Raw genomic sequence first — 22479 nt, 5'->3', positions numbered from 1 at the left:
CGGGTATACTTGTTTCGTTTTAAAACGCAGGAACGGAGATGGTCGCATGGCACAGCCAGATACGACGCCCACGGTGGGGCTTGCGCTCGAGGGAGGCGGCTACCGCGGTATGTATACGGCGGGCGTGCTCGACGTATGGATGGAGTGCGGCCTGACCTGTGACCATATGGTGGGCGTCTCGGCGGGCGCGGCGTTTGGCTACAACTTTAAATCGCGCCAGATCGGCCGTGCCATTCGCTACAACAAGGCCTATTGCGCCGACAAGCGCTATGCGAGCGTGACGAGCTGGCTGCGAACCGGCGACATGTTCAATGCCGAGTTTGCCTATCACGAGGTTCCCATCGAGCGCGATCCCATCGACCTGGAGGCTTATCGTGCCTGCCCCATGCGGTTTACCTGCGTGTGCACCGATCTTAAGACGGGGCGGGCCGTCTACCATGACCTGCCTTACGGTGATGAGCATGATATCGAGTGGATCCGGGCGTCGTCGGCGATTCCCGTGGCAACACGACCCGTTGCCATTGAGGGGCACAAGTACCTGGATGGCGGCGTTGCCGATTCCATTCCCAGCGCATGGCTGTTTGCGCAGGGCTATGACCGCAACGTGGTGGTGCTGACGCAGCCGGCGGGCTTTGTAAAGCAGCCCAATAGCGTGATGCCTATGCTGCGTCGCGTGTATCGTCACTATCCGGAGTTTGTTGCGGCGCTTGAGCACCGGCACGAGGTATATAACGCCACGCTCGACGACCTGGCGCGTCGCGAGGCCGCTGGCGAGATCTTTGTGGTGCGGCCGAGCGAATCGGTGAAGGTGCCGTCGCTGTGCCGCGAGCCCGAGGAACTCGAACGCATCTATCAGATCGGCCGTCGCGATGCGGAGGCGACGCTGCCCGCGCTGGAAGCGTATCTGGCGGGGTAAGGGCTGCTACGGAAAGCGCATTCCGGAATATGCGCTCAGACTGGGATGCGGTTTCCGCGAGGGGGCGGTCGCGGAAACCGCATCCCAAAATTTGCGCTTGGAATGGGATGCGTTTTCCGCTGGCCCTCTATATGGAAAGCGCATCCCAGAATGGACGTCCAAACTGGGATGCGCTTTCCGCTGTCGAAGGTATGAGGCTGCGGAGCAGCTGCTCGGCATAGGCCTATGCCTGCTGCCAGGTGTCGACAAGGTCCTTGGCTGCGGCATGGGGGTCGTCGGCGCTGCAGACGGCGCTTACCACAAAGAAGCCGTCGACGCCGGTGGCCTTAAGCTGCGGCAAGTCGGCCGTCTTAACGCCGCCGCCCACCACGATGGGCACGGGGCTTGCCGCGTGGAGTGCGGCAAGGTCCTCAAAGCTCTTGGTGATGATAGAGCCGTCGGCCGCGCGTCCGCAGTCGCGCTTGGTCTCGGTCTCGTGGAGCGGGCCGATGCCCAGGTAGTCGACCAGGCTCATGTCGGCGGTCTTGACGTACTCGAGCATCTCCTCGCAACGGGCCGAAAGGCCCACAATGGCATCGGGGCCCAGCAGCTTGCGGCAGACCTCGACGGGAATGTCGCTCTGGCCTACGTGCACGCCATCGACGGCAATGCCCTGCTCGCGCGCGGCAAGCACACAGTCCAGACGGTCATCGATTAACAGGGCGACCTGACCGGTCTTGCCGGCCTGTGCGATTGCCTGCGCGGCGTCGTCGGTCAGCGCAATGATCTCGCGGGCGCTTGCCACCTTGGAGCGCACCTGGATGCAGGTAAAGCCGGCGTCGAGTGCCTGGGCCACCACATCGCCCACGGGGCGTCCGAGGGTGTTTTCGGGGCCGAGTACCAGATAGGCCGAGATATCAAGGTTGTCGCGGATGCTCATCGTGCTTCCTCCTGCTTTTTGATCTGTGCTTCCATGCGCTCGAGTTTGCCGGTCATGGTGTCGGTAAATCCGGGTCGAATATCGGCTTTGAGCACGACTTCGGTGCGGATGCCCTTGCTCGCCAACACAAAGGTCGCGTCGCGCACGACCTGCATGACCTCGTCCCAGTCGCCCTCGATCTCGGTGAACATCGAGGTGGTGCGGTTGGGAAGGCCGCTCTCGCGAATGACACGCACGACCTCGGCGACCTCGGCGGACAGCTCATCGCCGGTACCGCATGGGGCGATGGCCACGGCGACGAGTGTGTTCATGCCGGCATCGGTTGCGGGCTCGGACATGGCTTATGCCTCCTCGAGCTCGAGTCGGTTATCGGCAATGTCCTGGGCGGTCGCGCGGTAGAGCTCGTCGATAAAGGCGACCTTAAAGCTTGCCGGGGCATCGGCGACGGCGGCGGCACGCGTGCCGGCAACGTTGTAGACGGCGGCACCGCAGACGGCTGCCGTAAACGGATCGGCGGCGCAGGCATACACGGCCAGCACGCCGCCCTGCGAGCAGCCGCAACCGGTGATCTTGGACATGAGCGGGCTGCCGCCGTGGGACTTGGCCACGGTTGTGCCGTCGGTAATCAGGTCGACTTCGCCCGAGACCACAACGGCGCCGCCGGTGTAGCGGGCGAGCGCCACGGCGGCATCGCGGGCAGCGTCTACCGTGTCGGTGGTATCGACACCGCGCACGCGGCTCAGATCGGCCGCCTCACCCTCAAGACCCCACAGGCCGGCGAGCGCGATGATCTCGGAGGCGTTGCCGCGCACGATGGCGGGCTTGTACTGCTTGAGTTCGTTTACCAACTGGGTGCGCAGGCTACCGATGCCCAGGCCAACCGGATCGAGCACCCAGGGCTTGCCGGCGTCGTGTGCCGCCTTGGCCGCGCGGGGAATCGTCTGCTCGTAGATGGGGAAGAGCGTACCCATATTGAGATAGATGGCGCCGCCGCCGGCAACGAGTGCCTCGCCCTCGTCGGGCAGATAGACCATGGCGGCCGATCCGCCCACGGCGAGCTGTGCGTTGGCGACAAAGTCAATCGTCACCGTGTTGGTGATGGAGCCTGCCATCGGATTGGTGGCGTGAATCTCCTCCACGGCCTTGATCACGTTTTGCTTAAGCTGTTCCGAATCGATCACTGCACATGCCTCCTTGGCATAGAAAAGGGGCGCTGTGCATAGACAGCGCCCCTAAAAAGGCGGCATGCTCCCTACGCCAGCATTAACTGACAGGTTCAAAGGATTGGGCCCCATGCCCTCTCAGCCTTGTGGTTTGCACCGCCGGCACTCCCGCATCGAATCTGTTGTTCCCTATACTAGCGCATCGGTACAATGGTTACGATGAAAACGACTGGGGGACCCTATGATCAAACTTGTGCTGACCGATATGGACGATACGCTGATTCCGGCCGGGCATGACGGCGCCAGCGACTATGCCATCGAGGGCATTCATGCCATGCAGGCGGCGGGTCTGCACTTTGGTCCGGTTTCGGGTCGTCAGCCGTCTGCGATGGGCTGGATGTTTAAAAATCGTTCCGAGTGCTATTCGACCGGCGCATTCTGTAACGGCCAGGTCATGTTTGTCGACGGCGAGGCGGTCGCCTCGCGTGCGACCGATAGCGACGCACTAATGCGTTTAGCCGCCTATCTGGAAGAAGAAACCGACGATACCTATCTGAAGGTCTACAGCTTAGGTGATGACTTTTGGGATAACGATGCCTATTGCGTGACACGTGATGCCGAGCGTGTGCGTCGCGCTATGGAATCGGGCGGCAATGCGTGGCTCAAGGGCGAAGAGGCCCCGTGCCGCCCTGTCGTCGATGATGCGCCGGTGTTCAAGGCGAATATCTGGAGCGCCCGTTCGCGTGAGGAGCTCGCGGAGCTACGCGAGCGCGTTGCCGCCGAGGTGCCGGAGCTCTCGCTTGTGTTTCCCAACAACCGTGTGCGCCTGTTCGACATCCTTCCGGCTGGTTGGGACAAGGGCTGCGCTGCGCTGGAGCTGGCGCGCGCTTTGGGCCTAACGCCCGACGAGGTGGCCGTATTTGGCGATTCCGATAACGACCTGCCCATGATCGATGCCGTTCCCAACTCCGTTGCGGTCGCCAATGCCAACGAGGCCGTCACGGCTGCCGCACGCTGGCATATCGGCGCTGCGGCAGACGATGCGGTTGCCGCAGCGCTGCATCAGATTGCCGCCTGCGCCGCGACGGGGGAGATGCCGTCGTTTATGCGTCAGATGAGCACGACGGGTTTCGACGTCACGAACGTCTAGGGAGAAGGCTATGAAGCTTCAACAGCTCAGGTATGTCGTCAAAGTTGCCGAATGTGGCAGCATCACCGAGGCCTCGCGCCGGCTCTTTGTGTCGCAGCCTTCGATTACCGCGTCGATCCGCGATCTCGAAAACGAGATGGGTGTGCACATCTTTGAGCGCACCAACAAGGGTGTCATTGTGTCCGAGGAGGGCGAGACCTTCTTGGGCTACGCGCGCCAGGTGCTCGACCAGGCGGATCTGCTCGAAGGCAAGTACAAGGGCGCGTCCGAGCAGGTGCCGCACTTTAGTGTGAGCTGCCAGCATTATTCCTTTGCCGTCAACGCGTTTGTCGACGTGATCCGCGAGTTCGATGCCGCGCGCTACGACTTTACCCTGCGCGAGGAGCAAACCCACGAGATTATCGAGGACGTCGCGCACATGAAAAGCGAGCTGGGCATCCTATATCTGTCCGAGCACAACCGCGAGGTCATCGAGCGCATGCTGGTGGCCAACGAGCTCGTGTTCGAAGGGCTCTTCTGCGCCACGCCGCATGTCTTCGTCTGCGCCGACCATCCGTTGGCGGACCGCTCCAGCGTGACGCTAGAGGATCTGGAAGACTACCCGTTCCTGTCCTATGAGCAGGGCAGCTATAACTCGTTTTATTATTCTGAGGAGCTGACCTCGACCTTTGAGCGTCGCAAGAATATCCGCGTGCGCGACCGTGCGACGCTGTTCAACCTAGCTATGGGCCTTAACGGCTACACGGTGTGTTCGGGCGTGATTAGCCACGAGCTCAATGGCCCCGGTATTATCTCGATTCCGCTCGATGTGGACGAATACATGGAGATCGGCATTATCACGCGCAAGAACACGACGCTCACGCGCTATGGGCAGGCCTATATCGACGCGATTCGTCAGCACATCTAGACTGCTGCGTTCTGCGCGGGTCAAATCTCTTTATGGCAGTCCAAACTGATATAGGAAGCATCTATATCAAACTGTTATAAACATATATTTTACGATGTCCATATGAGCGCTCATACTCTGTCCCAGTAAAGCAACCAATGCAAAGGGAGATATCTATGAGCACTTCGATTCAACCGAACGCGCCGTTTCGCGCTGATATCGTCGGCAGCTTTCTTCGTCCGCAGGCCGTAAAGGACGCTCGTGCTGCCTATGCGGCAGGCACGCTTGATGCCGAGGGGCTTAAGGCCGTCGAGGACGATGCCATCCGCGATTTGGTGGCAAAGCAAAAGGCCGCCGGCCTGCAGGTCATCACCGATGGCGAGTTTCGCCGCAGCTACTGGCACCTCGATTTTATGTGGGGCCTTAACGGCATTGAGCGCCGCACCTCGCGTACAGGCTATATGTTCCACGATGAGGAGACTACCGCCGACACCGCCGTGGTAACCGGTCCCATTGGCGGCAAGAATCATCCGTTCGTCGAGCATTTTAAGTTCGTCAAGGCGCTTGAGGGGGAGGGCCAGGTCGCACGGCAAACCATTCCGGCACCGATCCAGACGTTCTCCGAAGTCACGCTCGACCGTTGCGATGGCCAGCAGGAGAGTCTGCGCGCCGTCTACAAGACCGACGAAGAGCTCGCCGATGCCATCGCGGCAGCATACCGCACCGTGATTGCCGACCTGTACGCAGCAGGCTGCCGCAATATCCAGTTTGATGACTGTACTTGGGGTATCTACTGCGACACCGATTTCGTGGCAAAGACCGGCATGAGCCCGGTCGACCTGCAAAAGGTAAGCGAGCTGGGCGTGGCGCTCAACAACGCCGCCATCGAGGGCAAGCCCGACGATCTGGTCATCAACACGCACGTGTGCCGCGGCAACTATCACTCCACGTATGCCTTCGAGGGTGGTTACGATCCCATTGCACCGTACCTGTTTGCGCACGAGGATGTCGACGCGTTCTACCTTGAGTTCGATACGCCGCGCGCCGGTGGCTTTGAGCCGCTCAAGTATGTTGCTCCCGGCAAGAAGGTCGTGCTGGGCCTGGTGACCACCAAGGCCGCTGAGCTCGAGGACGAGGATGCCATCGTCGAACGTATTCACGAGGCCGCAAAGTATGTGCCGCTCGTGAACCTGTACCTGTCGCCCCAGTGCGGCTTTGCCAGCTGTGAGATTGGCAACAAACTGACCGAGGACGAACAGTGGGCAAAGATCGCGCTGGTCAAGCGCATTTCCGAGCGCGTTTGGAAGTAACGCTACCGTTTGCAGGTGACGGCGCGTGCGAGACATGGCATATCACGTACAATGGTTCGGATCGTATCGTTCGGGCAGGTTATCCGATATGCCTGATCGCCCTTCCATCATGAAAGGACTTCCATGTCCCAATCCTCGACGCCCGCCGTCGCCGATGCCATCTACGATGCGTCGTCGCTCGGTCGCCCGCGCATGTTCCTACTCGGTCTGCAGCATCTATTCGCGATGTTCGGTGCCACGGTGCTCGTGCCTGTGCTCACCGGCCTTTCCGTTTCGGCGACGCTTCTGTTCGCCGGCATCGGCACGCTGCTGTTTCATTTTCTATCGCGCGGTAAGGTGCCCGCGTTTCTGGGCTCGTCGTTTGCTTTTATCGCGGGTTATGCCGCCATTGCACCCAACGGCGAGGCCGAGCTTTTGCCCTACGCCTGCCTGGGCGTTGCCTGCGCCGGTCTACTCTATCCGGTACTTGCGGCACTCTTCCGCGCATTTGGCGCCAAGCGTGTCATGCGCTTCTTTCCGCCGGTGGTGACCGGTCCCATCGTCATTTCCATCGGCCTGATCCTGGCGAGCTCTGCCATTGCCAACTGCCAGACCAACTGGCTTGTCGCCGTTATCGCTGTGGCCGTGATCGTCATCTGCAACATCTGGGGCCGCGGCATGATCAAGATCGTGCCGATTTTGCTGGGCGTTGTGGTGAGCTATGCCGTTGCGACTGCGCTCGGCGAGGTTGATTTCTCGGGCGTCGCAGCCGCTCCCTGGGTTGGCTTGCCCGTCGTGTGGGATAACACCGTGTTTGCGCTCTTTGGGCCGCAGTTCGATAGCGGTCTTGCCACGACGGCCATCATCACCATCATGCCGCTGGCCTTTGCGACCATGATCGAGCATATCGGTGATATCTCGGCTATCGGCTCCACTTGCGAGCGTAACTACATCGCCGATCCCGGCCTGCATCGCACGCTGCTCGGCGATGGTCTCGCCACGATTCTGGCGTCGCTCTTTGGCGCTCCGGCCAACACCACGTATGGCGAGAACACCGGCGTGCTCGCCCTGACGCGCGTGTTCGACCCGCGCGTGATTCGCATTGCCGCCTGCTGCGCCATCGTGCTTTCGTTCTGCCCCAAGTTTGCTGCCGTGATCGCCGCCATGCCAGCGTGTGTAATCGGCGGCGTGTCGCTCGTGCTCTACGGCATGATCAGCGCCGTGGGCGTCCGTAACCTCATCGAGAATCAGGTTGATTTCCAGAACAACCGCAACGTGCTGGTGGCGGCTCTGGTGCTCGTGCTTTCGCTCGGCATTGCCTACAGTACCGCCGGTGCCATCGTGCTGGAGCTGGGCGGCGTGACCATTTCGCTCTCGGGCCTTGCCGTGGGTTCGCTGGTGGGCATTGTGCTCAATGCCATCCTACCGGGCAACGACTTTGAGTTCGACGTCTCTGAACTCGAGGAGGCCGCCGAGTAAGGCCGGCTATCGATAAATCTAAAAAATGGCTCCCATGCGTGCAGCTACGCGTGGGAGCCATTTTTAGTGCGTGAGTATCCAGTGGATGCCGCGGGCCATGCGCAAGTCGGTTTGGGCAAAGTGATTGCCGGGGTTGAGCTCCAGCGTTGTTGGAATGTCGCGCTCGACGAGCAACGCTTCCATCGCGCGTGTGTCGTCGAGTACGTGCCGCATCATGCGGTTGGGCGTCTTGGTTTCCTTTTTGCCGAGTGACAGATAGACGGCTTGCGGGCTGCCGGCAAATGGCGCCGTGCTGGCGCGATCGACAAAGTCGGGAAACCATAGCGACCCCGATGCGCTCGCGGCGCGGTCAAAGGCGTCGGTTTGCCAGAGAGCCCAAAGCGAAAAGAGGCCTGCCAGCGAGTAGCCAGCAACGCCGTGCCAGGTGGGCGGCTGAGGAAGCGACGACTCGACCTGGGGGATTATCTGATTCAGCAGCTCATCAAGAAAACCGGCAGCTTGGCCGCCGAAAGGCTCGGCATCGCGCACGGTTCCGTCGCATGCCCAGGGGCTCAGCTCGCGATTCCAATCGAGCCCGCCAATGGTGACGAGGGCGAATGGCGGACAGTCGAGCTCTCGGCAACACTTATAAACCTCGCTGCCGTCGCCCACGACCACAGGAAGGTAGATGACAGGCGCGCTTTCCGTATGATTCGAATAAACGGTTATCTGCTTTTGATGCGCTTCCATGACGGGCTTCTCTCGGTGTTGTGATATCGACGGCCCCCATTGTCGCACGCCGGCTCATGCAGGTTGGGCTAGACCAAAGACAATCTCGTGCATACCCTGCGGACGCATATGGAAAACGCCACCGCCGGAGGGGGCTCGGCGGTGGCGTTGCTAAACGGTGCTCGGGCTAGGCGCTTTCATGGGTGCCGTCCCGTGCATCAAAAGCGTCTATGAGCGCTTGCGGCTCGCCACGGCGCCCGCGGCGATAGCGGCTGTTCCCGCAAGGACGGTTGCCACGATGGCCGCACCCGAGGTGTCGCCGGTTGCCGCGAGCACGCCGGTAGTCTTGGCTTTCGTGGTTGAAGCCGCAACGGCCTTGGTCGGCTTTGAGCCCTCAGGCTTGGGGTTCTGCTTGGACTCCGCGGGCTTGCTTTCTGCGGGCTTGGTCTCGTCGCGCTTGGGGTCTTCCGGCTTGGCTACCTCGGGAGGTGCGATGACCATGCTCTTGGCGACAGCTTCGTTATAGGGGGAGTCGATCACAGCGTCGCTCGTGCCGATGGCTTGGCCTGCCTCGTAGATGCCGTCACGGAGCTTGCGATAGTCAATGACCTTGCCGCCTTCGGGCGTCTGGATGGCGGCGTTCTCAATCTTGATGGTGCCGATTGTCTTGCCGTCAGCGCTCATGGCACGGGCAAAGATTGCCGCTGTATCTCCTTCGGCCGTTACCTTGCTGCGGATGATCGAGATGACTGCGGGTGTGACGCCCTCGCTGGTCTGGGCGATGATGCCGATGTTCTCGCCTTGGGGCTCGGGGCTCGTCTCACCATCTTGGTTTTCGCTGTAGGGGATGGGGCCGTCGCCGTTCTCGACATAGCGGGCTATGGCCTTGACAACGGAGTCGCTGATGTAGATGTGGCCACCCTCCTCGTTGGGTCGATCGTTTCTGGTGGAGAATGCAGCCGAAACCTCGCCTTCCGCAAACGCGTCCACGGTGGAGCCGTTCTTGACGACGATATCGTCTTGGTAGGTGAAGAGGGCAATGGCGTCACCGTATCTGCCTTTACTTGCGCGGACTGTCACGTTTGCATGATCGAGTGTGATGCCCTTGTGGGCATAGACGCCATATTCAACACCGTTTGCGTTGAGGGAGGCGTTTGTGGCTGCGAGGCTGCCCTTGGCCTCGACGGCGGCGTCTTTCTCGGAGCTCGCCTTGACCTGGCTGCCGTCCGAGATATTGATGTTGCCGCCGCTCCAAATGGCCTCACCATCGGCTGAGCTTGCCTCGACTGTGCCGCCACCCTTGATGGTGAGGTTCTTGTCGGTTCCGATACCCTTGTCCTTGGTAGCCCTGGCGGTGACGGCCCCGCTGTCGTCAATCGTGATATTGCCGTTTGCCCTGATGCCATCCGATACGCCCGTGGCGTTGACGTTGCCCGAACCTTTGATAGCGAGATCGCCCTCGGCGTCGATGGCATCAAACCCAGCGCTCGTGGCGTTGACGGATCCGGCTCCGTCGATGTTGATATTACCCGTGGAGAGGATAGCGTCCTCAGTAGATGTCACGCTGAGCGTGCTGCCCGCGTCGCCTTGGATATTGAGCTCGGCGTTCTCATTCTTGCCATGAGAAGCCTTGATGCCTTCGATCCAGTCGGCAGTGACGATGTTGTTTCCCGAGTAATTCACGTTGAGCTTGCCTGCGGCCTGGATCTCGCCGCCGTTATAGTTGTTGAGCTTCAAGTCGTCGGCGCCGTCCCACGACCAGGTGCCGGTCTCGTCGCCCGCCGCAGTGCCGGCGTTGTATTTGGTTTCGCCGACCTTGACCCATTCCGCCGCGAGCGAGACGCTCGGCATGAGCAGCGAGCTCACCGTGAGCGCGCACACGGCGCCTACGACGATGCGGCGCGTCACGCGGCGCCAGCTGCCGTGCGCGAGTCCTATGCGACGGCGAACGTCGGGTTCGGCAACATGGGTTCCGGCGGTAGTGTCATTGCGTTTGGGGGTCGTGAACAAGGCTGCCATGGTTGCTCCCGTTCTCATAGGGCCTATACGGCTAGGTTCAGCGTATCTGCTGGATGTTGCCGGCGGTAGTGCCGTTTGGAGGGCAAAATGGCCAAAATGGGGGAGAAATAGGCCGCACGCCGGCGCAGGGACCGACGCTAAAAGAAAAGCGCGGGGCCGCATGGCGACTCCGCGCTTTATTGTTCAGCTTTTGCAGCCTTGCCCTTACGCTACGAAGAAGTAGACGGGGAAGGCAAGGGCTGCGATCCACCCGTCCTGTGCGAAAAAGTGTTTACGAACGTTTGCGACTCGCCAGGGCGCCTGCGGCGATGGCGGCTGTTCCCGCAAGGGCGGCTGCCACGATGGCTGCGTTCGAGGTGTCGCCGGTTGCCGCGAGCTTGCCGACGGTCTTGGCTCCCTTGGCTGCAACTGCAACGGTCTTGGTTGTCTTCGTGCCCTCGGACTTGGAACCCTCGGGCTTGGTCTTGCCGTGCTTTTCCTCGGGCTTGGTCTCCTCGGGAGGCACGATGACCGTGCTCTTGGCGACAGCGGCGTCATAGGGGGAGTCAATCGTGGCATCGCCCGTGCCAATGGTCTGCCCCGCCTCGTAGACGATGCCGTCGCTGAGCTCTTCCTTGTTGCGATAGTCAATGACTTTGCCGCCTGCAGGCGTCTGGATGATGGCGTCCTTGATTTCGATGGTGCCGATCGCCTTGCCGTCCGCGCTCATGGCAAGGGCGAAGATAGCCGCCGTGTCTCCCTCGGCCGTGACCTTGCTGCGGACGATCGAGATGGTCGCGGGCGTGATGCCCTTCTCGGTCTGCGCGAAGATGCCGATGTTCAGGCCCTCGGACTCAGGGATGATTTCGTCGTTTTGGTCTCCACTGTAGTGGTCGGGGCCGTCGCCGCCGGTCTCGGCATAGCGGGCTATGGCCTTGACAACGGAGTCGCTGATGTAGATATGGCCACCCGCTTCGTCGGAGTAGAAATTACTGGTGGAGATTGCAACCGAGAACCTGCCTTCTGCGAGCGCATCCACAGTCGAGCCGTTCTTGATGACGATGTTGTCCTCATCGGTGAAGAGTGCGCTGGCTTCCCCGCCATCTGAGCTTGCGCGGACCGTCACGGTCGCGCCATCGAGCGTGATGCCCTTGTAGACATAGATGCCATACCCAACGCCACTTGCGTTGAGGGAAGCGTTCGTGACCGTGAGGCTGTTTTTACCGTCGATGGCGGCGTCTTCCTCGGAGCTTGCCTTGACCTGGCTGCCACCCGAGATCTCGATACTGCCGTCGGCCCAAATCGCATTGTCCTCGATAGAGCTTGCCTCTACCTTGCCGCCGCCCTTTATGATGAGGTTCTCGTTAGCATCGATACCCTGATCCTCGGTGGCCTTGGCGGTGACGGTTCCGCTGTTGTCGATCGTGATGTTGCCGTCGGCCCTGATGCCATCCGAATCGCCCGTGGCGTTAACGTTTCCCGAGCTCTTGATGGTGACATCGCCCCCGGCATCGATGGCATCGTGCTCGGTGCTCGTGGCGTTGACAGTGCCAGCGCCGTCGATGTTGATGTTGCCGACGGAAGTGATGGCGTCACGAGAAGATGTCACGTTGAGCGTGCTAGACGCGTCGCCCTGAATATTAAGCTCGGCGTTCTCGTTCGCGCCATCCTTAACCTTGATGCCGCGGCCGTCGTCGTTAGTGACGGTGTTGTTGCCCTCGTAGCTCACGTTGAGCTTGCCCGCTGCCTCGATCGCGCCGCCGTTATAGCCGTTGAGCTTCATGTCGTCGGCGCCGTCCCAGGCCCAGGTGCCGGCCTCGTCGCCTGCTGCAGTGTTGTACTGAGTGCCGCCGACGTTGACCCACTCGGCCGCGAGTGAGACGCTCGGCATGAGCAGCGAGCTTGCCGTGAGCGCGCATACGGCGCCCACGACGATGCGGTGTGTCACGCGGCGCCAGCTGCCGTGTGCGAGCAGCGTGCGACGGCGTGCGTCGGGCTCGATAAAATGGGCTCCAGAGGTTTTGTCATTGCGCTTGGGGGTCGTGAACAGGGCGGCCATGGTTGCTCCCATCCTCATAGGGCCTATGCGATTACGCCCAGCATATCTGCAGGATGTAGCCGGCGGTAGTGCCGTTTGGAGGGCAAAATGTCCAAAACTTGGGAAGCAATACATCGCGCGTCCGTGCGTTGCCTGGCTTTAAAAGAAAAGCGCGGAGCCGCTCGATGCGACTCCGCGCTTTTGTGTTCTGCTTTGGCAGACTGTGCCGTTACGCCACGAAGAAGTAGACGAGGAAGGCAAGGGCTGCAATCCACATGAGCGGCTTGATCTTGGAGGCCTCGCCCTTAAAGAGCGCGACGATCACGTAGGCGATAAAGCCCAGGCCAATGCCGGCAGAGATGGAGTAGGTGAAGGGTACGCCGGCGACAATCATGAACGCCGGGAAACCCTGCGACACGTCGGACCAGTCGATCTCGGAGGCCTCGCTCATCATGAGGTAGCCAACGTAGACCAGAGCACCGCAGGTGGCGGCGCTGGAAACGATGGTGACGATGGGGGAGAAGAACGCGGCGAGAATGAACAGCACGCCGGTGGTGACGGAGGTGAGGCCCGTGCGGCCACCGTCGGCGGCGCCGGAAGTGGACTCGACGAAGGTGGTGATGGAGGAGACGCCCATGAAACCGCCCACAGCAGCGGCGGCGGAGTCGACGATCAGGATCTCCTTGATATTCTCGACGTTGCCGTCGTCGGTGAGGAACTCGCCCTGCTTGGCCACGGCCATCGCGGTGCCCATGGTGTCGAAGAAGTCACTCATGAGCAGCGAGAACGAGATGACGAGGAGCGTGGGGTCGGTAAGGACCTTGACGATGGCGGGCACGCCGCCGGCGTCGGCGATGGGGCCGCCGATGCTCGAGAAGTCGAGCGGGGCGATGATGCCGGTCGGAGCCTGGGTCACACCCAGGGGGATACCGGCGATAACGGCGACGATGATGCCGATGAGCAGCGAGCCGGGGACGTTGCGGCAGGCGAGGGCGACCGTCACCAGGATGGAGATGATGCCGACGATGAAGGTGGGGGAGGTGATGTCGCCCAGACCGACGAGTGTACCGGCGCCAGCGGTGATAATGCCGGCATCGCACAGGCCAATCATGGCGATGAACAGGCCCAGACCCACCGAGATGGCGTGACGCAGGACAACCGGGATGGCGTCCATGATGGCCTCGCGCAGGCCACAAAGCACGAGCAGCAAGATGACGACGCCCTCAAGGAAGATGACGCTCATGGCCACGTGCCAGTCACCGCCGCAGACGGTGGTGGTGATTCCAGCGATCATCGCGTTGACGCCTAAGCCCGACGCGCATGCGAGCGGACGGTTGGCGAAGATGCCCATGCAGATGGTCATGATGCCAGCGCCCAGGCAAGTGGCGCAGGCGAGCGCTCCCGCATCGATGCCGGCGCCCGAGAGCACTGCGGGGTTGACGGCGATGATGTAGGCCATCGCCAGGAATGTTGTCAGTCCAGCGCGAAGTTCGGTCCCGATTGTGGACTTGCGCTCACTGACGTGAAAAAGTTCGTCCATGCATACCCTTTCCTTGTTCGGCCCCGAGTTTAGGCCGATTGACACGAACCCACCCACTATATCGCCTTTGTGAAGTTGGTGTTCCTCACATGTTGATGTTCGGCGGTTTGTAACGGACGGGCGGTATCTTTCGCATGAAATTGTGTAGGTACCGTATACTTAAGCGGTTACAACGACCCCTATGGAGGAACGTATGATTAAAGAGCTTTGCCACGACGAGGCTATCCTGTCCCAGCGTTGCGAGGTTGCGACCGTCGAGGACGAGTCGGTTGCTCAGGACCTGATCGATACCATCAAGTCGCTCGACGATGCCGGCTGCCTTGCCGCTAACCAGATTGGCGTTACCAAGAAGGTTTGCGTCTACCTGGACGACGCCGGCGAGCCCCACGTGCTCTACAACCCCCGTCTGGTGTTTGGCCTGGGTGCCAGCAAGATGGAGGAGAGCTGCCTGACGCACGAGGAGGTCACCAAGTCCACGCGCTATATCAAGTGCAAGGTTGCCTTTGACCAGATCGTCGACGGCAAGATGAAGGAGTGCCGCCGCGATTACGCAGGCTTTGAGGCGCAAATGATCCAGCACATGATTGATCACTGTCTTGGAAAGTTGGTCTAAGGGGACCAAAGCACCGCACCTCGTCGTTTTTAGTCCGGGTATGACATTGTTGTCATGTCCGGACTTTTTTGTTTAGCGCTCCTTTGTTTGGTGACAATGACCTTAGTAAGAACATTGAGCTAGGAGGCGCTATGTGCACGAGCATTCGATTTACCGATAATTCCGGCCACATGTATCTGGGCCGCAACCTCGACTGGAGCTTTGGATACGGCGAGCAGGTTCGCGTGGTGCCCCGCGGGTTCCACATCCCGTACTCGTTTATCGACGATGCGACGGCGGCGCATGCGGTAATCGGTATGTGTATCGATTACAAGAACTATCCCATGTTTTTCGATTGCGGCAACGATGCGGGCCTGGCTGTGGCGGGGCTCAACTTTCCCGGCTATGCCGAGTATGCCGAGGGGCCGGTTGATGGCAAGACCAATATCGCGGCCTACGAGTTTCCCCTGTGGGTGGCGGCGACGTTCTCGACGGTCGACGAGGCCGAGGCTGCACTGCGCGATACGGTGATTGTCGCCAAATCTGCCGGCGAGGGCCTGGGCGTGTCGCTGCTCCATTGGATTATCGGCGACAGCCAGCGCAGTATCGTGGTCGAGATGATGGCCGACGGCCTGCATGTATACGACGACCCGGTCGATACCCTTGCCAACCAGCCGACTTTCCCGTGGCATATGGAAAACCTGCGCACCTATATCACCGCCACCAGCGATTTTCCGCAGACGGCGACATGGCGCGCCGCCGAGCTCAAGCCCTATGGCGCTGGTGCCGGCATGCGCGGTATTCCGGGCGACTGCTATTCGCCGAGCCGTTTTGTAAAGGCGGCCTACCTCAATGCCAATTACCCGCAAAAGGGCAGCGAGGCCGAAAACGTCGTCCGCATGTTCCGCTCGCTCGAGGGCGTGGCGATGATCGAGGGAGCGTCCAAGATGGGCGACGGCAAGTTCGAGAAGACCATCTACACCGGATGCTTTAGCGCGCGTACGGGCAATTATTACTACGCGACCTACGATGACCCATCGATTCGCTACGTGAGCCTGATGGATGCCGAGGGCGCGAGCCCCGATAGGCTCGTGGTTCCCGAGCCGCGTCGTTCGTAGCCCATAGCTTTACTGCAATGCAAAATGGCCCTGCATCTCCCGTGAGGTGCAGGGCCACTGCGACCTGGGCTTTATCCCGCATGCGCCCCGAGAAAATGTCCCTTAAGCGCGCGCTGCCTGGGCGATACCAGCCTTGGTGCTTGCGCGTTTGCCGGCGAGTTCGCAAAAGACCGCGCCGCCGATGATGAGCGCGGCGCCCATCAGGCGGACCGGCGTTATGCCTTCGCTCAAAAGGATGGCGGAGAACACAACGGCCGAAAGCGGCTCGAGGTAGCCGACAACCGCGACGGTCTGCACGGGCAGCCTGGCGACGGCGCTAAAGTAAAGCAGGCAGCCGACGCCGGTGTTGACGACGCCGAGCATAGCGACGGCACGCCAATCGATGCTTGCGGCGATACCGGGGGAAAAGAACGAGGGGGCGCCTTGGGTGACGAGCGTGAGGACCAGCGCGGTCACAAAGGCGGCGCTCACCTGGAGTGCAGAGTTCTCGAGGCCTTCGATGTGTGGCGCGCCTTTGCTGGCGATGACCATCAACGCGTAGCAGAAGGCCGAGGCAATGCCACAGACGATGCCCGCAATGGGCATGTTGCCGCCGAGATCCTGCGCTGCAACGAGAAAAGCGCCGCAGGCGACGGCGATAAAGCCGGCGATTTTGCCCCCGGTCAGTTTTTCGCCAAAGATAAACGGCGAGAGGGCCATGACGATGATGGGGCCGCAGTAGTACAGCAGCGAGGATACGCCGACGCCGATCGTCTGATAGGCGCGGAACAGAAAAATCCAGCTGGCGCCCAACGCAGCTCCCGAGAGGATCAAGGCCACAGCTTCGCGAGGGCGGGATGGCGCCTGCAGTTTATGGCGTTGGGTGATGGCGAGGATGGTGACAAGCGAGAAGGCTCCCAGAAAGGTGCGCAGCAGCACGATATCGGAGCTCGGCAGCGCGATGGCCGCGGCAATGATGCCGTTGGAGCCAAACAACAACAATGCTGCTAAATACGTAATCAGTCCGTTGTTCATGCGCAGCCGCCCCTTTCATATCCCTGCATGTTCACTATGGGTGAGGTTGCCTTAGAAGAAAAGCGAATATAATGCATGGATAACATGACAAAACATCATGCAAAGGCGGAGGCGTGTCGTGGAAACGAATATTCAAAAGATGCAGGTGCTGCTCGAGACAGTGCGCGCCGGAAGCTTTACGCGCGCCGCCGAGCGCCTGAGCTATTCGCAATCGGGCGTGAGCCGCATGGTGGCCGACCTCGAGGCCGACTGGGGCTTTAAGGTGCTCGACCGCAGCCGCGAGGGCGTGACGCTTTCTGCCGACGGGCGGCAGGTCATGCCGGCTGTCGAGGCGCTCTGCGAGGAATTCATTCGCTTGCAGCGGCGTGTGGATGAGATGCGTGGGCTCATGCGTGGCAAAATCTGCATCGGTACGTTTTCGAGCGTGGCGACCCACGTACTGCCGCCGGTGATTGCGCGTTTTCGCGCCGATTATCCAGACGTCGATTACGAGTTGCTGATGGGCGACTATTCAGAGATTGAACAATGGGTGGCGCAGGGCCGCTGCGATCTGGGCTTTATCCCGCATGAGCCCCGAGAAAATGGCATGACATCGCGATCTTTGGTGCGCGACGAGTTGATGGCGGTGGTGCCGACAGACTCTCTGCTTGCTAGTGAGGGGGCCGTTTCACTTGCCGATTTGGCCAACGAGCAGTTTATTCTGCTGGAACGCGGCACCGATGACGAGATTACGCCGCTGTTCCGTCGGGCGGGGCTGACGGTGCGCTCAAAACTGTCGACCTGGGATGACTATGCGATTATGGCCATGATCGAGGACGGCTTGGGCGTGAGCATCCTTCCGGCGCTCATCTTGCGGCGCTGCCAGTTCAATGTCGCCATTCGTCCGCTCGAGGGACGTCCCCATCGGCAGATTAACGCCATATATCGAACGGCCGACGTTTCGCTTGCTGCTGCTCGATTCCTTGAATACCTCTAAACGCGTGCACGTTATTGTCCGCTTTGGGCAAATCTCGGAGTTCGGTACGTTTTCTTATGAAATTGAACTTTCGAATTAGGTACGGCGCTATACTGCTTGCTAAATTGAACCTTGGTTCAATTCGTGTCCTATAAATTGAACTTTGCCAGCAAGGAGGTTCTAGTGGCCCAAGAGACGTTTAGCGATCGTCTGCGACAGGCTATGTCCGATCGCGACGTTCGCCAGTCGGACGTGATCCGCGCATCGGAGATGCTCGGCAAAAAACTCGGCAAGAGTCAGATGAGCCAATATGTGAGCGGCAAGACGATTCCGCGGCGCGATGTGGCTGAGCTGCTCGCCCGTATTTTGGAGGTCGATGTTACCTGGCTGCTTGCCGGCGACGCCGATCAAGGCGAGGCATCATCACCCCGCAACGATTCCAAGCCCGAACCCCATCCCTCAGCTCAAATTGCAAGGAGCACCACCATGCGTACTTTTTCTAAATCCACCAAGCTCGATAACGTCCTGTATGACGTGCGCGGTCCCGTCGTCGACGAGGCCGCCCGTATGGAGGACGAGGGCGAGCGCATCCTCAAGCTCAATATCGGCAACCCGGCGCCCTTCGGTTTCCGCACGCCCGATGAGGTCATCAAGGACATGCGCCAGCAGCTGCCCGACTGCGAAGGCTATTCCAACTCGCGTGGCCTGTTCTCCGCGCGCAAGGCGATCATGCAGTATTCGCAGATCAAGGGCTTGCCCAACGTTCAGATGGAGCATATCTACACGGGCAACGGCGTGTCCGAGCTCATTCAGCTTTCGATGAACGCGCTGCTCGACAATGGCGACGAGATTCTGATCCCCAGCCCCGACTATCCGCTCTGGACGGCGTGCGCAACCCTTGCCGGCGGTCATCCCGTGCACTATCTGTGCGATGAGCAGGCGGATTGGTATCCCGACCTGGAGGATATGGAGTCCAAGATCACGAGCGCGACCAAAGCCCTCGTCATCATCAACCCCAACAACCCCACGGGTTCCGTCTATCCGCGCGAGGTGCTCGAGGGCATCGTCGAGGTTGCACGCAGGCATCAGCTGATGATCTTTGCTGATGAGATCTACGACCGCCTGTGCATGGACGGCTACGAGCACGTCTCGATTGCCTCGCTCGCTCCCGATCTGCCCTGCGTCACCTTTAGCGGTCTGTCCAAGTCGCACATGATCGCGGGCTATCGTATTGGCTGGATGGTGCTTTCGGGCAACCAGCGCTGCATGAGCGACTTTATTATGGGCATCAACATGCTCTCGAACATGCGCCTGTGCTCCAACGTGCCGGCTCAGTCGATCGTCCAGACGGCGCTCGGCGGCCATCAGTCCGTCAACGACTACATCCGCCCCGGCGGTCGTGTCTACGAGCAGCGCAACTTTGTGTATGAGGCGCTCAACAAGATCGACGGCATCTCGGTGGTCAAGCCGCGTGCGGCGTTCTATATCTTCCCCAAGATGGATGTGAAGAAGTTCAACATTACCGATGACGAGCAGTTCGCCCTTGACCTGCTGCACGAGAAGAAGATCCTGATCACCCGCGGCGGCGGCTTTAACTGGGCCGAGCCCGACCACTTCCGCATCGTGTACCTGCCGCGTATGGAAGTGCTCAAAGAGTCGCTCGAGGACCTCGCCGACTTCTTCGATCATTACCGTCAAGCGTAGGGGATTGGATATCTTCCGCTGCGAGGGTTGAGACGTCGCAGGATAGGCATACGACAGCGAGCGAGCCGCATTTGCGCCAAGGTGACGTGAAGCGAAAGGGCGCTGACCTTTTGGTCGCGCCCTTGAAGCTGAACGTCAGATTGGCGTGAATGCGGCTCGCGCAGCGTCAAGTGGTCCGCCGTTCGGTAGAACGGCGGAACTATATAACAATTCCGCAACAGTGGTCGATTTCGTGTTGGATGATCTCGGCGGTGTAGCCCGAGAAGTTTTTGATGCGGTGGACGAAGTTCTCGTCCAAATACTCCACCTTAATGCGACGGTAGCGGGTACAGGGGCGCTCGCCGATCAACGAGAGGCATCCTTCGCTCGTCTGATAGGCATTGACCTGCTCAAGAATTTGAGGGTTGTACATCAGCAGCGTCCTGTTGCCGTCCTTTACGCAGATGATGCGCTTGCGCACGCCGATCATGTTGGCGGCGAGCCCCACGCACTCGTGCTCATGCTCAAGGAGCGTATCCAGGAGGTCCTGCCCGGTCGCGGCATCGTCGGGTCCCGCGTCTTCGGAAGGCAGACGCAAAAAGAACTCGGATTTCATGATGGGCTTAATCATGGCGGGCTCCTCATGTCTCATGCTTTCGTGGACTTTCAATAATAGCGCGGAAGGAAAGCAGCGCGTCCGCGTTACGATCTTTCGACGTTGGACCATGTTGCCAGATTCGTCGTGTTGCGGCATTTGGCGTAAGTCTAGGGCTCATTCTCGCCCTGGACGGTTCCTCCGGGGCGATGCGACGGTCGTTCCAAGAGGAAGGAAATGCATGGGGAACAAATCTCAGCAACAAGTTAGGGCAACGCCATCGGGCACTTCGGCGTTTCTCGTCGTCATGTATATCGCAGCCTTTGTTGCCGCGTTTAACGAGAACATCATTAACGTGGCGCTGCGCGACATTATGGCGGCCTTTTCGGTGAGTGCCACCACGGCGCAGTGGCTTGTTTCGGGCTACATGATCGTGACGTCGATCTTTACGGCCATCATGGCCTTTCTGTCCGGACGCTTTTCGACGCGCAAGCTGCTGTTCTTTGCATGCGGCTGCATGGTCGCCGGCGAAGTCCTGTGCCTGGTCGCCCCGTCGTTTGTCGTTTTGCTGCCAAGTCGCATTTTGCAGGCTGCGGGATCGGGCATCTTGTGTCCGCTCATGATGAATGTGGTGCTATCTTGCGCTCCGCGCGAGAAGCTCGGTCTGTATCTGAGCTTGGGCGGTGCCTGCATTACGCTGGGGCCGGCGTTTGGACCTGTGATCAGTGGTCTTATGTGCACGTTGTTTGGCTGGAGGGCGGTGTTCCTAGTGCCGCTGGTGGGCGGTGTTGTGGTCGCTGCGGCGGGTGCAAAGCTCGTTCGAAATGTCGGAGAGCGCCTGGATGTTTCGCTCGATATCCTGTCGGTTATTTTGCTCGCCGCCGGCATTACGGCGTTCGTGTATTCCGTAGGCGAGTTCTCGGCCAATGTGATGGCCGGCATCGTGACGCTTTTCGCCGCGGTTGTGCTGCTCGGCCTGTTTGCGGCCCGTCAGCTCAAGCTCGTCCATCCGGTGCTCAACGTGCGTCCCATGACGAGCGTTCGTTTTTGGCCTGCCTGTCTGCTTGTGGTGGTGTCGATGATGACGACGTTCTCGATGAGCGTTTTGTTGCCGCTCTATTTTGAGGGCGCATACGGCATGACCGCGCTTGTCGCGGGCCTGCTCATTTTGCCGGCAATTGCCTGCAACGCCGTGACCTCGATTGTGGGCGGACGCGTGATGGATGCCCATGGCGCATGGCCGCTGCTACCGGTCGGCTTTGCCCTGATTGCCGTGGGGCAGACTGCCATCTCGATGACGGCGGCAAGCATGAACATCGGCGTCGTCGTGGCGCTGACCGTTGTGGTGTATGCCGGAGTCGGTTTGGTGCTGAGCCCCTCGCAAACGGCCGGCTTGGAGACGCTGCCCGCCGCTGAGCATCCTCACGGAACGGCATTGCTCAACACGTGGAACATGATTGCCGCATCGTTTGGCCCGTCGCTGTTTATCGGCCTGCTCTCGAGTTCTGCGGCGGCTGCCGGTGCTGCCGGCGTGGCGACGGACGTTGCCCAGGCGATTGGATTTGCAGCCGCCGTGCGCATGGCGGCCGTGATTGCCCTGGTTGGCTTCGCGGTGTCGGTTGTGTACGCTCGCCGCGAGTCGCACATGTCGCATTAATGTGTGCACATAGATTCTGCAGCTAGATTAGCGGACGACACCATAAACTAATGGACGTTTTGCCGAGAGGCATGAATGTTTAAAGCGCAAAGAGTGCGCGACGGGCCCCGCGAATGGGGCGATGATGCCCGAGAGGGCCAAGAAGGAGTCTCATGTCCGAGAACGAAGAGATCATGAACGAGACCGAGAACGAGACCATGGCTGCCGAGGTCGAGGCAGTCGAGACCGTGGAGACCGAAGCTGCCGAGGTTGAGGCTGCTGACGAGGTTTCCGCCGAGGAGGAGGCCGAGGTTGTCGAGGCCGCCGTTGATTACGATGACGAAGAGCTGATGGACAAGATGCAGAAGGCCGCCCGCCTGCTGCGTAGCCGTCGCTTTGCTATTTCCAAGGAGGAGGAGGCCAAGGCCGAGCGCATGGCGAACATCGAGCGCGCCATCAAGCTGCTTGACCTCAAGCCCAAGATGGAGCAGAAGGAGATGTCCGACCTGCTGGGCATGCGCCTTCGTGAGCTCGATGGCCTGATGGCCGAGGCCGAGGCTGCCGATCTGGTCGGCCGCATCGACGACGCCGAGGGCGATATGCGCAAGATCGTCGTCTTCGCTGCCGAGGATGCCGCCGAGGGCCTGGTCGAGCTTGCCAACAAGAAGGAGAAGCTCCTGCCCGAGCTTTCTTACGAGGAGGCCACCGAGCTGATGGCTGCCCTCGATAAGGTTATCGCTCCGCTCGTCGCCATGGGCCTGGACGAGGACCGCGGTCCTCGCGGTGGCCGTGACGATCGC

The 22479-nt window shown here is 60.4% G+C and carries 19 protein-coding genes, 1 pseudogene and 1 riboswitch; of the genes and pseudogenes, 11 read left to right on the top strand and 9 right to left on the bottom strand.

Features of this window, described 5'->3' with window-relative positions:
• The first annotated feature begins 46 nt into the window (after positions 1-46).
• A complete protein-coding gene (locus DXC67_RS00100; protein ID WP_117636885.1) occupies positions 47-916 on the top strand; it encodes a patatin family protein in 870 nt (289 codons plus the stop codon).
• A 223-nt stretch (positions 917-1139) separates the two neighbouring features.
• Here DXC67_RS00100 and DXC67_RS00095 read toward each other — a convergent pair whose 3' ends face one another.
• The 3 genes from DXC67_RS00095 to thiM are packed head-to-tail and all read right to left on the bottom strand — an operon-like array spanning position 1140 to position 3016.
• The gene (locus tag DXC67_RS00095) at positions 1140-1835 is read right to left on the bottom strand and encodes a thiamine phosphate synthase (protein WP_117636884.1); all 696 of its coding nucleotides are present in this window, start codon (positions 1833-1835) and stop codon (positions 1140-1142) included.
• On the bottom strand, positions 1832-2173 hold the full coding sequence (locus DXC67_RS00090) for a thiamine-binding protein (protein ID WP_233503104.1): 342 nt from the start codon (positions 2171-2173) through the stop codon (positions 1832-1834). The genes DXC67_RS00095 and DXC67_RS00090 overlap by 4 nt, the downstream gene beginning before the upstream one ends.
• A gap of 3 nt (positions 2174-2176) precedes the next feature.
• Complete coding sequence (gene thiM, locus DXC67_RS00085) at positions 2177-3016, bottom strand: hydroxyethylthiazole kinase (protein ID WP_117636883.1); 840 nt, start codon at positions 3014-3016, stop codon at positions 2177-2179.
• 51 nt (positions 3017-3067) lie between these two features.
• Positions 3068-3178: riboswitch (TPP riboswitch) on the bottom strand.
• Between the two features lie 61 nt (positions 3179-3239).
• Between thiM and DXC67_RS00080 the strand changes: the two genes are divergently transcribed.
• The 4 genes from DXC67_RS00080 (at position 3240) to DXC67_RS00065 (ending at position 7802) form a co-directional block, all read left to right on the top strand.
• Entirely contained in the window at positions 3240-4148 is a 909-nt protein-coding gene (locus DXC67_RS00080; RefSeq protein ID WP_117636882.1) for an HAD-IIB family hydrolase, read from the top strand.
• A gap of 10 nt (positions 4149-4158) precedes the next feature.
• Positions 4159-5055, top strand: a complete 897-nt coding sequence (locus DXC67_RS00075) for a LysR family transcriptional regulator (RefSeq protein WP_117636881.1) — start codon at positions 4159-4161, stop codon at positions 5053-5055.
• A gap of 155 nt (positions 5056-5210) precedes the next feature.
• The gene (locus DXC67_RS00070; RefSeq protein WP_233503103.1) at positions 5211-6344 is read left to right on the top strand and encodes a 5-methyltetrahydropteroyltriglutamate--homocysteine S-methyltransferase; all 1134 of its coding nucleotides are present in this window, start codon (positions 5211-5213) and stop codon (positions 6342-6344) included.
• A gap of 123 nt (positions 6345-6467) precedes the next feature.
• Positions 6468-7802, top strand: coding sequence for a uracil-xanthine permease family protein (locus DXC67_RS00065; RefSeq protein WP_117636879.1), 1335 nt, complete (start codon positions 6468-6470; stop codon positions 7800-7802).
• 63 nt (positions 7803-7865) lie between these two features.
• Here DXC67_RS00065 and DXC67_RS00060 read toward each other — a convergent pair whose 3' ends face one another.
• From DXC67_RS00060 to DXC67_RS00045, 4 genes are all read right to left on the bottom strand, one after another.
• Complete coding sequence (locus DXC67_RS00060; RefSeq protein ID WP_117636878.1) at positions 7866-8531, bottom strand: alpha/beta hydrolase; 666 nt, start codon at positions 8529-8531, stop codon at positions 7866-7868.
• Between the two features lie 207 nt (positions 8532-8738).
• A complete protein-coding gene (locus tag DXC67_RS00055; RefSeq protein ID WP_158551250.1) occupies positions 8739-10529 on the bottom strand; it encodes a carbohydrate-binding domain-containing protein in 1791 nt (596 codons plus the stop codon).
• 271 nt (positions 10530-10800) lie between these two features.
• The gene (locus DXC67_RS00050; RefSeq protein ID WP_158551249.1) at positions 10801-12567 is read right to left on the bottom strand and encodes a carbohydrate-binding domain-containing protein; all 1767 of its coding nucleotides are present in this window, start codon (positions 12565-12567) and stop codon (positions 10801-10803) included.
• Positions 12568-12775: 208 nt separating this feature from the next.
• Positions 12776-14086 carry an NCS2 family permease gene (locus tag DXC67_RS00045; RefSeq protein ID WP_117636875.1) on the bottom strand — a complete coding sequence of 437 codons (1311 nt, stop codon included), beginning with the start codon at positions 14084-14086 and terminating at the stop codon, positions 12776-12778.
• A gap of 193 nt (positions 14087-14279) precedes the next feature.
• Between DXC67_RS00045 and DXC67_RS00040 the strand changes: the two genes are divergently transcribed.
• Together DXC67_RS00040 and bsh are read left to right on the top strand one after the other, a co-directional pair.
• Positions 14280-14699, top strand: a complete 420-nt coding sequence (locus tag DXC67_RS00040; RefSeq protein ID WP_035137017.1) for a peptide deformylase — start codon at positions 14280-14282, stop codon at positions 14697-14699.
• A 131-nt stretch (positions 14700-14830) separates the two neighbouring features.
• Entirely contained in the window at positions 14831-15796 is a 966-nt protein-coding gene (bsh, locus tag DXC67_RS00035; RefSeq protein ID WP_117636874.1) for a choloylglycine hydrolase, read from the top strand.
• A 102-nt stretch (positions 15797-15898) separates the two neighbouring features.
• Here the strand turns inward: bsh and DXC67_RS00030 are convergent, their stop codons facing one another.
• Positions 15899-16810, bottom strand: coding sequence for a DMT family transporter (locus tag DXC67_RS00030; RefSeq protein ID WP_117629623.1), 912 nt, complete (start codon positions 16808-16810; stop codon positions 15899-15901).
• A gap of 118 nt (positions 16811-16928) precedes the next feature.
• Here DXC67_RS00030 and DXC67_RS00025 point away from each other — a divergent pair, with 118 nt between their 5' ends.
• Entirely contained in the window at positions 16929-17786 is an 858-nt protein-coding gene (locus DXC67_RS00025; protein ID WP_233503102.1) for a LysR family transcriptional regulator, read from the top strand.
• Positions 17787-17987: 201 nt separating this feature from the next.
• Positions 17988-19469: an aminotransferase class I/II-fold pyridoxal phosphate-dependent enzyme gene (locus DXC67_RS00020; RefSeq protein ID WP_117637011.1), complete on the top strand. Its 1482-nt coding sequence runs from the start codon at positions 17988-17990 to the stop codon at positions 19467-19469.
• A gap of 199 nt (positions 19470-19668) precedes the next feature.
• On the opposite strand, the gene DXC67_RS00015 is transcribed toward DXC67_RS00020, so the two are convergent.
• Positions 19669-20079, bottom strand: a complete 411-nt coding sequence (locus DXC67_RS00015; protein WP_117629625.1) for a peptide deformylase — start codon at positions 20077-20079, stop codon at positions 19669-19671.
• A 205-nt stretch (positions 20080-20284) separates the two neighbouring features.
• Between DXC67_RS00015 and DXC67_RS00010 the strand changes: the two genes are divergently transcribed.
• The gene (locus tag DXC67_RS00010; protein ID WP_117636872.1) at positions 20285-21700 is read left to right on the top strand and encodes an MFS transporter; all 1416 of its coding nucleotides are present in this window, start codon (positions 20285-20287) and stop codon (positions 21698-21700) included.
• A gap of 152 nt (positions 21701-21852) precedes the next feature.
• Positions 21853-22479, top strand: a pseudogene (locus DXC67_RS00005) (hypothetical protein); the annotation flags it as partial.

The sequence above is a fragment of the Collinsella sp. TF07-1 genome (assembly GCF_003437235.1).
GTDB lineage: Bacteria > Actinomycetota > Coriobacteriia > Coriobacteriales > Coriobacteriaceae > Collinsella.
Note: the sequence above shows the minus strand (reverse complement) of the source record. Positions and strands in the feature narration are given on the sequence as shown.